At 36.8% G+C, this 12,893-nt stretch carries 11 protein-coding genes; 1 reads left to right on the top strand and 10 read right to left on the bottom strand.

The genetic code is table 11. The features are described 5' to 3' along the window. Positions 1-2: 2 nt before the first annotated feature. The 6 genes from ACFCYJ_RS07590 to ACFCYJ_RS07565 form a co-directional block, all read right to left on the bottom strand. On the bottom strand, positions 3-998 hold the full coding sequence (locus ACFCYJ_RS07590) for a S66 family peptidase (RefSeq protein WP_376072842.1): 996 nt from the start codon (positions 996-998) through the stop codon (positions 3-5). An 18-nt stretch (positions 999-1,016) separates the two neighbouring features. Next, on the bottom strand, positions 1,017-1,514 hold the full coding sequence (locus ACFCYJ_RS07585; protein WP_376072839.1) for a GNAT family N-acetyltransferase: 498 nt from the start codon (positions 1,512-1,514) through the stop codon (positions 1,017-1,019). A 66-nt stretch (positions 1,515-1,580) separates the two neighbouring features. Beyond that, positions 1,581-2,546 carry a S66 family peptidase gene (locus ACFCYJ_RS07580; protein WP_376072836.1) on the bottom strand — a complete coding sequence of 322 codons (966 nt, stop codon included), beginning with the start codon at positions 2,544-2,546 and terminating at the stop codon, positions 1,581-1,583. 574 nt (positions 2,547-3,120) lie between these two features. Next, the gene (gene mprF / locus ACFCYJ_RS07575; RefSeq protein WP_376072833.1) at positions 3,121-5,643 is read right to left on the bottom strand and encodes a bifunctional lysylphosphatidylglycerol flippase/synthetase MprF; all 2,523 of its coding nucleotides are present in this window, start codon (positions 5,641-5,643) and stop codon (positions 3,121-3,123) included. A 327-nt stretch (positions 5,644-5,970) separates the two neighbouring features. Next, a complete protein-coding gene (locus ACFCYJ_RS07570) occupies positions 5,971-6,675 on the bottom strand; it encodes a response regulator (RefSeq protein WP_376072830.1) in 705 nt (234 codons plus the stop codon). Further along, complete coding sequence (locus ACFCYJ_RS07565; RefSeq protein WP_376072827.1) at positions 6,676-8,277, bottom strand: ATP-binding protein; 1,602 nt, start codon at positions 8,275-8,277, stop codon at positions 6,676-6,678. Between the two features lie 444 nt (positions 8,278-8,721). Here ACFCYJ_RS07565 and ACFCYJ_RS07560 point away from each other — a divergent pair, with 444 nt between their 5' ends. Then, entirely contained in the window at positions 8,722-9,984 is a 1,263-nt protein-coding gene (locus tag ACFCYJ_RS07560) for a dicarboxylate/amino acid:cation symporter (RefSeq protein WP_376072824.1), read from the top strand. Between the two features lie 78 nt (positions 9,985-10,062). On the opposite strand, the gene ACFCYJ_RS07555 is transcribed toward ACFCYJ_RS07560, so the two are convergent. The 4 genes from ACFCYJ_RS07555 to ACFCYJ_RS07540 form a co-directional block, all read right to left on the bottom strand. Then, complete coding sequence (locus tag ACFCYJ_RS07555; protein WP_376072821.1) at positions 10,063-10,542, bottom strand: hypothetical protein; 480 nt, start codon at positions 10,540-10,542, stop codon at positions 10,063-10,065. A 5-nt stretch (positions 10,543-10,547) separates the two neighbouring features. After that, positions 10,548-11,210: a potassium channel family protein gene (locus ACFCYJ_RS07550; protein ID WP_376073193.1), complete on the bottom strand. Its 663-nt coding sequence runs from the start codon at positions 11,208-11,210 to the stop codon at positions 10,548-10,550. Between the two features lie 410 nt (positions 11,211-11,620). Beyond that, positions 11,621-12,073 (bottom strand): TlpA family protein disulfide reductase, encoded by a 453-nt coding sequence (locus ACFCYJ_RS07545; protein ID WP_053483465.1) that lies wholly within the window; start codon positions 12,071-12,073, stop codon positions 11,621-11,623. Positions 12,074-12,164: 91 nt separating this feature from the next. Then, positions 12,165-12,707 (bottom strand): peroxiredoxin, encoded by a 543-nt coding sequence (locus ACFCYJ_RS07540; protein ID WP_285397472.1) that lies wholly within the window; start codon positions 12,705-12,707, stop codon positions 12,165-12,167. Positions 12,708-12,893: the final 186 nt, after the last annotated feature.

Raw genomic sequence — 12,893 nt, 5'->3', positions numbered from 1 at the left:
ACTTATAACCATTTCTCAATACAATAGACTTTTTTGGCCGTTGCATCTAACCTTACTCGTTTTCCTATAGCAATTGGATGCATTGGATGAGTATGACATATGTCAAATTCCGCTAGAATCGGAATATCAATACCATCTAACTGTTCAAGCAATACTTCATATGCGTTACGCCCAGTCCCTAAATCATCATAGCATTCATGCTTACCTAAAATAATGCCGCTTATTTTTTCAAATACACCATGCAATTTGAGCATCGCAAAATTTTTCTCAACGATAGCAGTATTTTTAGCACAATCTTCAATTAATAAGATATCTCCGTCTTTAATATTCGGAAAATAAGATGTACCAATGAATCCATACATAGCATTTACATTGCCACCGATTAACCTACCTTCAGCAACTCCTTCTTGAACCGTCACCCATTCATTCTTAAATAACTTCTTTTCCACCGTTTTTTCTAGCCAATTGACTGGTTCATCTGACCAATAAGTAGGCATTGGAATTTCATAAGGTATTGATTCTGATTTAAAGAAGTAGTTCTCGAAGAATTGATATGTATCATTAACTAAGGGCTCAAACTCACCAAAGGAAGGAACTAATGCTGGACCGTAATAAGTTGTAATTCCTGTTTTTGCGTAAAGTGCCAGTAAAATTGCCGTTGCATCAGAGTAACCAACCACGATTTTAGGATTGCTTCGAAACGCCTCAAAATCTATATATGGCAGCATACTATTTGAATTTGTACCACCTATTGTCGACATGATGATGTGGATATTTGGATCACGTAATAATTCATTCAATTCCTCTGCACGCTCTTTAGGAGTGCCTGAGCGATAGATATCAACTTTGCCCGTCAAACTACCTTCAATTAGATTAATATTTTTTTGTTCAAGAAAAGCTTTTGCACGCTTATATCGAGAAAGTGCATTGACGGATGCAGGGGAAGACGGTGAAAAAATACCGATATTAATACTTCTAGTGTTTCTTCTAGAATTCATATACATCCCCCCTTTGTATTACAATATTTTTGACATATAATATTCATCCATATATTCCCCATCAACATATAAGGAATGTCTTTTAGTCCCCTCAATTTCAAACCCCATTTTTTTATATAAAGCTATGCCTGCCTTGTTATTCGCCATTACTGTTAGTTCCAAGCGATGCATGCTCTTTTCTTTTACCCAATCGTCGAGGTGACTAAACAACGCAGTACCAATTTTCTGTCCTCTATATTCACTATGGATACCTACGACTATATAGGCTCGATGTGAAACACTGGATGGCATATGATTACCTTGAACTATTAAATAACCAACTACCGTCTTTTCAATTTCAGCTATAAATAAAGCTGAATGGCTGTTATTGTTCATATTCTCGATAAATTTAGTAAACTGTTCAGTCTCTAACTTTCGTTCACCTGGCCTGAATAACATAAAATTAGACTCTTCCGCATTTTTGATGACAGCTATTACCTGTTTAGCATCTTTACCTATTGCCTCTCTTACTAACATCTTGATTGTACTCCCTTCTTTATCAATTATGCCTTCAGCGGATGTTTGGACATCCGCTGAAAGAAGTTAAAATTTAGTGACATGGATTATCAAGTCTTCCGTGTTCATTTGAATTTCACCACCAATAGGAAACGTAAAGATCGGCTGTGTATGTCCAACATCAACATCATAGATAACTGGTATTCTTCTTAAATTTGGATGCTTATCTAAAATAAAATGTAGCTGCTCCTCTGTCATATTAGAAGCTCTTTGAAAACGCCCTATCGCTATGCCTTTAATATTGGTAGTGGCTTGTAATAATGAGGTGAAATCACGGGCAAATATTTCTGGATTAACTATTTCATCATCTTCTAAAAATAAAATACTATTCGTTAGATCAGGCATATACGGTGTCCCTTGAAGTAAATTTAACGTACATAAATTTCCACCAAATAATTGTCCACTTGCCTCTCCGTCAGAATACACCTTCCAGCTAGCTGCTTCAAAATGACGATTATGTTGATCTAAATACCATGCATCATCACTCCATACGCTTGATGCTTTAATCGTATATGATGTATTATTCATCAAACATTTTTGAAAATAGGATAGTTGATAGTCTTGTGCCTGTTCCATACGAAAGCTAGAAAAATGCGGACCCGAGTACGTAACAAATCCACACTTTTTTGTAATAGCGGTTGCTAAAGCTGTGATATCACTGAAGCCACAAAATATTTTTGGGTTATTTGCTATCATGTCGTAGTCCAAATAGGGTAATACCTCATTACAATTAAAGCCACCAATAACTGTTAATACAGCCTTTACATTGTTATCACGAAAGGCATCATGAATGTCTGCAACTCGATGCTCAATTGATGATGAATGTTGGAGATCACATTCAAAAATATGTCGACCAAAAGATACACGAAAGCCTAACTCTTCAAGCTTTTTCTTCGTTTGTTCAGCGCCTTCTGCTGTGATGATTGCCGCACTACGACTAGGTGCGATAACTCGTATCTCATCACCTACTGTTAATTTACTCGGAATACGCAAACTGCTCCCTCCCCTTATACAATTTTCACTATTAATCTTTCATCTTTAACATGAATCTCATAAAGTATAAACTAGTAAAGATTCTTACTTTCTCACTCATTCATCTAACTGTGTGTTTCTTTTTCAAATAGCATTTTTAATGAAGAATCGCCCTATTAGAATATAATAAATAAATATCGTTTATAACCCCGCTCCCCGTGAAGGTTCATCTCAGAACTAAAATTTTCTCTATTATTACAAAGCGTTTATGGAAAATCAAGTATAAAATTACAATTTTCTGAATTATCATCATTAAGGGTGGTTGATTACCGTTCCGACTGGGCGCTTTCACTTCTTCCGGAATGCTACATCGTTATTGTTTAGCGGCGATTTTGAGGTTCTATCGGTGTTGGTGTCCATTTTTCCGGCGATAAAAATCCATCAAAAAAGATGCATCGTAAAGTAATTTTACAATGCATCTTTTTTTGATTGGCCAAGCGAATACTTCCGTCTAAGTAATTATGCTGGCAGCACAGACTCTTTAAAAAGATTATTGAACTTCCTACTCTAGTCAATCAGAGTGAACCTTCGCTACCTATTTTCTCTTTTTGCCAATCAATAGCGTGACTTGTGCCATTGTAAATGGCAATGAAGATTTCTTTCGATACGCTATATACTTTGGCTCCCAAAAATCTGCATATTTTAATTTAAAGTTTTTTAAGCCTTTAAAATGATAGAAATGCTGCCCATGTAAAAATATTTGTGCTGCAATTTTTTCACTCAAAAAGGAATACCTAGACCGACCGACATTTGACAATGGCGACATCCCCATATTAAAAACACGATAGCCTTCTGTCTTTGTCCATTCAAAGAGCGATAGGAAAATGAAATCCATCGTTCCAGATGGTGCTCCCGGCTTAAAACGCATGAGATCTACTGAGACTCTTTCGCCATTATCGTACATGGGCATGATACTGGCAAAGCCAATAACTCCCTCTGCGCCACGTAAAACGGCAATGTTTGAAGTGTTTAAATAGTGTTCATCAAAAAAGCCAAGAGAAAAGCCTTTTTCTGCCCTTCCCTGCAACCATTTCGTTGATACTTCTTTCAATTCATTCATTAATTCCTGTGAGTAAGGAGGGCTTACTATATCAACAGTAAAATTTTCTCGTTCAAATTTATTTTTTACCGCTCGACGTCCCTTCATCCCCTTACCAGTAAGTGTAAACTTATCTAAGTCTACAAAAGCTTCCTCGCCTAGCTTAAAAAAACTATACCCATGCTCATGTAAGGAAGGGAAAATTTTATTGTTAATTTCATAAAAGACTGGTGTATAGCCATGCTTGTCCGCCAATTCCAAAAACTCCTGAATAGCAGATAAAAAATCAGCTTCATTTCCCACAGGATCTCCGAGTACAACGATCTTATCTGCATATATTTGATAAGAAAATAAAACTGTCCCTTCTTTATTCCAATGTACAAATTTGTCATGTAAAAAAATCAAATGTGAATACTCTGTCCCTTTATAGGTCATCAAATGATGTTTGATACTCTCTTCCTGGGCACTAGACAAAAGCTTTTCCATTTTCTTAGGTGCACGGATAAAATAACCTATATAAAAAATAACAATTGCTATTAGGATACCCATTACTGCACTATAAAATAGGTCTCGGTAATCTGTAATAATGTATTCCTGCAAAGTGGCCGGAATATGAATTATGGAAGTAGGTAAGTTCACATAACCAATCAATACATACATCGCTGTAATGATTGTCACTGCAGCAAGATCAACCAAAACGATCCCCCATGTCAAAACGTAACTTTCACGGTAAAATTGTTTTTTGGAGGCAATTAACAACACTGCAACAATCACTAAAAAAATCGCTTCTTCATAGTCGAAGCCTTTAAAAATCGAAAATAGTGCGGAACTACTGAGCACTATAAGGCAAAGCTGATATGCCCTTTTTACTTTATATTTAATTCCCCTACATAACCCTAAGAGAATAAAGCCAGCTGCAACAGTCAGTTGATGAGAGACATGCATGATTGGCGAAGATAAAAATTCCTGTGCTATTTTTAGTCGACTTAACACCCCCGGCACCGAAGCTGATAACAATAATACAATGCCAGAAAGAAATACCAATATCGTTAATAACGTGTGACTAAGCTTCTGAAAAATAACATTCGGCAAGTCATCCCACGATTGATTCCAACGATTCCAATATTCTTTTACAAATAAAAGAGCAGACACTAAAAACGGAAGCACAAAGTAGCCAATCCGGTACAAAATTAATAGAAAAAGTACTTTCTCATCAGCGATTCCTACACTTTGAGTCCCCCATAAAAAAACAAGGTCAAATGAGCCAACTCCACCAGGTATCATGCTGACAATTCCTGCACAAGAAGCAATTAAAAATATAGGAATTAAAGCGGATAATTCTATTGGGATCTTCAAAATAAACGTTAAAATCCAGATCACTAAAAAGACCGCAAGCCATTCAGTTACTGAAGTTACCATCAATTGAAGCGAGATCTTTGGACTTATAGAACCTGATTTTTTATAGCGAATGATGTGCATAGCAATAAATATCGGAACATATAAGCTAACAAGAATAACCGCTATCTTTAACCATCGCACCTCTTTCAGCAATGGGAAGTCCCAAAAGAATATATACATCATCCAGGCTAACAGTGAAATCCCTGTTAAATAAAAGAGTGTGACGGAGGCTATGCTTTTTAACAAGTCTTCCTTATCCTCTTTATATTTAGAATAGAAATAATTACGCAAAAATACACCAACTAAACCACCAAAGCCAATAAGATTAGAGAAGGTATTCACAATAAATGAATGATTCAGCAAAATACGTTTATTTATTTTGATTCCTACTATTTTCACTAAAATAACATCATAAAAAATCATCGGTGTAATGGCAAAGAAGGTGATGAAAAGAATAAATAAGAGCTCCCATATCTGCAGTTCATTCACTTCTTTCTTAAGTAAATGAACATCTATCCCACTTATCGATTGTAGAATTTCATAAATAGCTATCGCTAAAAGTACTATTGGAAATAGAACTTTCAAAAACTTCAATAGCGCCTCTTTTCGAACGTTGAACATGTGCTAAACCTACTCCCCATAAGCTTTCTTGAAACATCTAAGTTCATTGACAGCAGATTCTTTTTTTAAAAAATCTTCTGAAAACTAACACACCATTATTGTAGCGTATTCTCCGCTATATGTATCGTTCCCAGATACCCATAGTTACTATAATAAAAAGGTTTGCCCTATAAAAGATGTATTAAACAGCTTTATAAGACAACCGATGCAGAATCAATTTACCTCGGCATAATTACGTCCGGAATCGGCTTTGTGCTTAGGCCTGCAGATGTTTTTTGTGCGAAAGCGCAGTGCTTCAGCGGGTGTTTGGTCACTCACTGAAAGATGTTAAATATAATATCGATGGATAGGACGTCCCACACTTCCATATTGTATATCCACCTTTAATAAATTTTGTTTTTCTAAAAAGTCTAAGTAACGTCGAGCCGTTACACGCGCTGTTCCAATGTATGTAGACACTTCCTCTGCCGAGACCGCTTCGCTTCTTTCTTGAATATAGGCAAGCACTTTGTCTAATGTTGCTCGGTTAAAACCCTTTGGTAGCTCTTCTATTAAAATTGTCTCCACGATCGGAGGAACAGCTTCTTGCTCAAGGATACGTTGCTGCATTAGATGATCCACATCATGCTGTGTTAGATCTTGCATACCGCTTATTTCCTTTTTATATGTTTGATAATTCTTTAAAGTTTGCTCAATTCGTTCAAACGTAAAAGGTTTCATAATATAATCATAGACGCCTAGGTGTAAAATTCGCTGCACAGTAGGCATATCATTCGCAGCTGTTACAGCAATAACATCAACCGGGAGATGTTCTTCACGAATTTTCCCTAGCGTAGTGATACCATCCTGCTCAGGCATAAAAATATCCATAAAGACAAGCTCCGGGTTTAATTGTTTAATCCTCTCAATCCCTTCTATCCCATTACTAGCATAGCCTATTAGCGAAAATCCTTTGATTTGCTCAATAAATTGCCTGTTCACTTCTCGTACCATCGGATCGTCCTCAATTAATAACACATTTATTACATCCATCTACTCTTCTCCTAACTCCAATAAGATTAAGAAACTTGTCCCCTTCATAAACTCACTCACTACCTCAATATCACCATTACCTTTTCTTACAATTTCATGTATTAAATGCAAGCCAATACCGCGATTCTCATTTGCCTTTGTAGAAAATCCATTTTCAAACATACGAGCTTGCACCTCTTCTGACATCCCAATTCCATTATCAGAAACAGCAATTGCTAACACACCATCATGTTCATCTACAGAAATCGCTACATATTTATCATCCTTTGACAGCACATTTAGCGCTTCAAAGGCATTTTCAATTAAATTTCCTAACAAGACAACAAAATCGTGGTGATCTAATAATGGTGGAAAGCGTTTAAAATGACTTTTTCGATCGATTTCTACTTGTATGCCTAATTCCTTGCCGTAGCTAACTTTACTTAGCAATAATCCTGAAATATTTTCATTATGAAAGCGTTCATTCAAAAACTTCGTTAAAGAAGCTTCATTTTCGGTAGTAGCTGTAACGTATTCAAGTGCTTGCTTTGTATGTCCCAATTGCAGTAGTCCTGCAATCGTATGAAGCTTATTTTTATGCTCATGTGTTTGTACACGCAGCGCTTGAACAAAAGCTTTAACCCCTGTTACCTCTTCTGCAAGCTTTTTCACCGCGGTTAAATCTTTAAACATGGCAACTGCTCCGACTAACTCACCATTTACAATAATCGGGACACGATTACTCAAAATACTATGATGATTGATGTAAAGCTCTTGATCGTATACAGGATTTGCTGTTTCAACAATTTCTGGCAATCGTGTGTCAGGCAAAACATCATAAATATTTTCCCCGATACAATCCTCTATCTTTCTAGTAACACCTAATATATCAGCTGCTTTTTCATTAAAAATTGTAATATTCATTTCTTTATCGACCGCTATAATGCCTTCATGCATAGCATTGAACGTTTCTGTTCGTTCCACATACATCTTCGCAATCTCATGGGGTTCAAGCCCAAACATTTGCTTTTTAATATGTCGGCCAAGTGTATATGCCCCCCAAATACTAAAAACAAGCGATATAAGAATAGTGATAAAAATTTCATGCTCATAATTTTGCAGCATTTCTATAAAAGTTGGTAGTGAATACCCTACAACGACAATGCCTACTTGTTCCTTTTTCTCATCAATAATAGGGACAAACGCTCGAATCATTACACCGGCTTCCCCTTGCGCCTTCGATACATAATAATGCTCACTAAAGGCAGCATTTAAATCCTGTGATTCACTACGTTTCCCTATTTCTTTACTGACTGGGTGAGATAGTTTAATACGATTCTTATTCATCACAACAATATACTCTGCTTTATTAACAACACGAATTCCATCTACAATTTTATTGACATTTTTCGCCGCTTCTTTAATATTGTCATCTTTCAAATGTATACTGATTTCTGGCACATTTGATACAGTCCGCGCAACGAGCATAGCACGCTGACCAAACTCCTTTTCTTGCTCCGTTAAGAGGTTACCAAGTACAAAAATGCCCCCAAGTAAAAAGGAGAATGCAATGATTAAAAATGTCACTAACAGTATTTTGCCGTTTACAGGCATTTTCATCATTCGAAATCCTCCCCCTTTCCAAATCTGCATTTGCACTAATCATTTATGCCTCGGCATAATCTTATCAGTGGGATGTAACTCGGCTCACTTCTACAAATGATATGCTTTTAAGATTATCTTCAAAAAAATCTTTTGACAACACTTTTAGTTGACATAAATAGGAGAAAGTCATGAACTTAATGAACAATATTACGAAAAATTGGTATAAAACAAAATTTTCTATCACTAATTACTTTTGTATTATAACAATAGTAAATTCATCAAACAGTATCATAACAGCTTAAACTATTAAAAACACTACGTTTCACTTAAAATATTGATGAATGTACTTAATGAACGATATGTTTCTTATTTTCTAAACCTCTTTTTTTCAAAAGGATTCGCTATGATAATTCTAGTGAAAACGATATCAAAGAGAAAATTTTAGAAAAGAGGTAGCATAAAATGAAATTACTGAAAAATTTGACTGTTCAGGTTATAGCTGCGATCATTTTGGGGGTTATTGTTGGAGCCATCTTCCCTGAGTTTGGTGCCAGCCTTAAAATCCTGGCAGACTTATTCATCAAGCTAATTAAAATGTTAATCGCCCCTATTATCTTCTTAACAGTTGTAATCGGAATCGGTAGTATGGGGGATATGAAAAAGGTTGGAAAAATCGGAGGAAAGGCGTTACTGTATTTCGAAATTGTCTCTACCATTGCCTTAGCAATCGGTATTGCTGTTGCAATAATCGTTAGTCCTGGTACTGGATTAGATACATCAGGTGCTTCCGAAGCTGATATCTCAAAATATACAACTGCTGCTGCAGAAAGTGAGCAAGGTATAGGCGCTTTCATCTCTAGCATCATTCCTGAAAACGTTGTAGGTGCACTTGCAGCGGGGCAATTACTTCCTGTGTTATTCTCTGCAATATTGTTCGGCTTAGCAGCTGCTTCTATTGGCGCACCTGCGAAACCTGTCATTACATTTTTTGAACAAGTGGCAGAAATTTTCTTCAAAATCGTAAGTATGGTGATGAAAATTTCTCCAATAGGTGCATTTGGTGCAATGGCCTATACGATTGGTAATTTTGGTTTAAAATCTTTGGCCAACTTAGGTCTATTAATGGCTGCCGTCTATATTACAATGTTCTTATTCGTAGTCTTTGTTTTAGGCACAATTGCAAAATTCTTCGGCTTTAGTATTTTTAAATTTATCGCTTATATTAAGGATGAAATTTTCTTAGTCATTGGTACTTCATCATCTGAATCTGCCTTGCCATCTATGATGCGTAAATTGGAGAACTATGGTTGCTCTAAGCAAGTGGTTGGATTAGTAGTACCAACCGGTTATTCCTTCAATCTTGATGGAACTTCCATCTACCTATCCATGGCTGCCTTATTTATTGCACAAGCATACGGAATGGAATTGACGTGGATTCAAATCATTACACTGCTTGGGATTTTAATGATTACATCTAAAGGAGCCGCTGGGGTAACAGGTTCTGGTTTTATTACATTAGCAGCGACACTTGCTGCTTTCCCAATGATTCCAGTCGAAGGGATCGCGCTACTAATTGGTGTTGACCGATTCATGTCTGAGGCACGTGCCGTAACAAATTTAATTGGTAACGGTGTAGCTTGTGTAGTCGTATCGAAATCTGAAAAAGAGTTTGATGTGGAGATGCACGAACGTGCACTTCAGGGAAAAACTACGATAGTGTCCTAGAAATAAAAACGTTAAGTTAAAAATCTATAGTTTCTTAAAGGGTAGTGATGACAGCTTGTTGCTGTTTCACTACCCTTTTTATTTAACATATTGTTCAAGCAAACGTTGCGTATTTGTTGATTGCTCAAGTGCTTTTTTCTCTTTTGCCCAATAGTTCAAATATTGCTGATCTCCAACATTAAAAACCATCTGCTGTAATTCCTCATTTAGCTCAGAGCTAATAGCGACCTTTAAAATATCCACCTCATATAAAGGCTCTCCTTTTATTTCGTAGACAATATGATAGAGTGGTTTTTCTTCAAATATAGATCGCTCTTTTTTGCTTAATTTCTTAACATGGCTTAGAGGATAGTTTTCAATATAGGCAGTTGCATCCTGACCTGTTGCTTTAAATAAAGATTGCTCTCCTTTAAATAGCTCAATTGCATCAATTTCTGCTGCATGATCTAAAATGTGAGAAATAGCCTCTTCCTCATTTTTTTCGCGAAACTGCAATGTAAAAGCGATAATCAGAATAATTGCAGCAAATATAACTAGTTTCCATCTTCGTTTATTCATTTTCATTACCCATTCAATACCTTTTTAACAAAGCGATTAATATCTACATCAGCCCCAATGACAAGCATAATATCTCCTAGCAAAATTTTATCACTCGCCTGCGGAGATACGATGATATCTGAACCACGCTTAAGACCTACAATATTAATCCCATACTTTGCACGAATATCTAAATCCATAATGGAGTAGCCTGCAATCACATCATTGGCCTTAAGCTCCATAATTGAATGTTCATCAGAAAGCTCCAAATAATCAAGCACTGTATTAGACAGCATATTATTGGCAATGCGTATCCCCATATCACGCTCAGGATGCACGACAAAATCTGCACCAATTTTACGCAGAACTTTTTCATGGTAATCATTCTGTGCCTTTACAGTAATCTGCTGAACGCCTATTTCTTTTAAAATAATAGTCGTCAAAATACTAGCCTGAATATCTTCACCAATCGCTACGATCACATGCTCAAAATTACGAATACCTAATGAATTTAATACCGATTCATCCGTCGAATCTGCGATAACGGCCTGTGTGGCAATGGAAGCAAACTCGTCCACCCGCTCTGAGGAATGATCGATCGCCATAACTTGTGCACCTTGACTCATTAGTTCGCGGCAAATGCTTCCTCCAAAACGTCCAAGTCCAATGACAGCAAACTCTTTTTTCATCATTATAAATCCCTCCGAAAACTACTATACCATTATTGTAACGCATTCTCTGCTATATGTATCGTCAAAACAAGAGACTATTCGTCAATAAAAGACAATCATTGGACAGGACCGTTCTGCTTAGTGGCTTTTTTTGCTCGGTTGTCGTCAGGATTTAATCGGGTGAGAGACTAAACTGCTCGGGTTGCCTAGGAAGTGATCAGGTTAACCCAAAACTGCTCGGGTTGCTCGAGGAAGTGATCAGGTCAACCTCTTTTTCGCTCGGGTTACTTCTCCATCCGCTTGCTCTTGTTTCAATCAACTCGATTCCTTATTCGCTCAGGGTAAGTCACATTTGCCGAGCTCCAAAATAATCCCGTTTTCCATAAAAAAGACGAGGGAAAATATCCCTCGCCTCTTAATCTGTTATTTTATGCGTTACGCATTTCATCTAAAACACGATTTACACGTTTTTCCAACATTTTCATACCGCTGCCACCAGCTTGCATGTGACGAAGTTGACCATCTTTATCGAACACAAAATATGCAGGTACGTATTGGTTTTCAAATGCATCTGTAAGCTTTAATTCGCTATCAACAAAGATTGGTTGAACAATGTCATGCTCTGCTGCTACCGATTTGATCGTTTCTAAGTTTGTATCTTCCTCAGAACGTGGCATATGCACGGCAATAACGTTTAACTCATCTTTGTATTGGTCACGGAAATTGTTGACATCCGGCATTGCCTCTTTACATAAATGACAACTAACTGACCAGAAGTGAATTAACGTTGGTTTTTCGCCTACTAAATCCGCTTTTGTTACTTCACCATTTAACCAAGTTGTTGCGCCTACAAGTTCAGGCATTTGTTCACGAAGTTTCATAAAACATTCTCCTTTATATATCAAGTTTAAAAAAATCCCCACAAACTTACTGTGGGGACTCTTTATTTGTTGAATGATCTAAAACTCTAAATTATAGAGTTGCTTGACCTGGACGCCAGTTTGCTGGGCAAAGACCACCAGTTTGTAAAGCTTGAAGTACACGTAAAGTTTCGTCTACATCACGGCCGATGTTGTTATCGAATACTGTTTGGTATTTTAATTCGCCTTCTGGGTTGATGATGAATAAGCCGCGTAGTGCGATACCTTCTTCTTCAATTAATACGCCATATTCTTTTGAAATTTGGTGATTTGTATCCGCTGCTAATGGGTATTTTAACTCACCAAGACCGTTTTTAGTGCGGTCAGTGTTAATCCAAGCTAAGTGAGTGTGGATTGTATCAGTAGAAACACCGATTACTTCTGCATCTAAGTCTTCGAACTCATCGTAACGATCGCTCATTGCAGTGATTTCTGTTGGACATACGAAAGTGAAGTCCATTGGATAGAAGAAAAGTACTGTCCATTTGTCTTGTGCTTTAATGTCTTCTAATGATACTTTGCCAAATGATTTGTCTGCAAGTACCGCTTCCATTGTAAAGTCAGGTGCTTGTTTACCTACCATGCGTTCTGCCATTATAAATCCCTCCGATTATATATGTAGTGTATATATTCCATTCGCACCAGCGAACTCGTCTTCTACGATAGCAGAGTAATCGTAGTTTTTCAAACAAGTAAACTTCACAAAAGTGCACACTTTTAATTATCTGACAAATTTTCGTCAAATCACCAAATGGAATAGCTGCTACAGCCTATTTATTAG

Source organism: Lysinibacillus sp. NPDC056232 (assembly GCF_042267565.1).
Classification (GTDB): domain Bacteria; phylum Bacillota; class Bacilli; order Bacillales_A; family Planococcaceae; genus Lysinibacillus.
The sequence above is the reverse complement of the archived record's forward strand: the minus strand, read 5'-3'. Positions and strand labels throughout refer to the sequence as shown.

Excerpts from the sequence above, each read along its gene's own strand:
- ACFCYJ_RS07540 (WP_285397472.1), bottom strand. The coding sequence starts at position 12,707 with ATGGCAGAACGCATGGTAGGTAAACAAGCACCTGACTTTACAATGGAA.
- ACFCYJ_RS07590 (WP_376072842.1), bottom strand. The coding sequence starts at position 998 with ATGAATTCTAGAAGAAACACTAGAAGTATTAATATCGGTATTTTTTCA.
- ACFCYJ_RS07550 (WP_376073193.1), bottom strand. The coding sequence starts at position 11,210 with ATGAAAAAAGAGTTTGCTGTCATTGGACTTGGACGTTTTGGAGGAAGC.
- ACFCYJ_RS07565 (WP_376072827.1), bottom strand. The coding sequence starts at position 8,277 with ATGATGAAAATGCCTGTAAACGGCAAAATACTGTTAGTGACATTTTTA.
- ACFCYJ_RS07570 (WP_376072830.1), bottom strand. The coding sequence starts at position 6,675 with ATGGATGTAATAAATGTGTTATTAATTGAGGACGATCCGATGGTACGA.
- ACFCYJ_RS07545 (WP_053483465.1), bottom strand. The coding sequence starts at position 12,073 with ATGAAACTTCGTGAACAAATGCCTGAACTTGTAGGCGCAACAACTTGG.
- ACFCYJ_RS07560 (WP_376072824.1), top strand. The coding sequence starts at position 8,722 with ATGAAATTACTGAAAAATTTGACTGTTCAGGTTATAGCTGCGATCATT.
- ACFCYJ_RS07585 (WP_376072839.1), bottom strand. The coding sequence starts at position 1,514 with ATGTTAGTAAGAGAGGCAATAGGTAAAGATGCTAAACAGGTAATAGCT.
- mprF (WP_376072833.1), bottom strand. The coding sequence starts at position 5,643 with ATGTTCAACGTTCGAAAAGAGGCGCTATTGAAGTTTTTGAAAGTTCTA.
- ACFCYJ_RS07555 (WP_376072821.1), bottom strand. The coding sequence starts at position 10,542 with ATGAATAAACGAAGATGGAAACTAGTTATATTTGCTGCAATTATTCTG.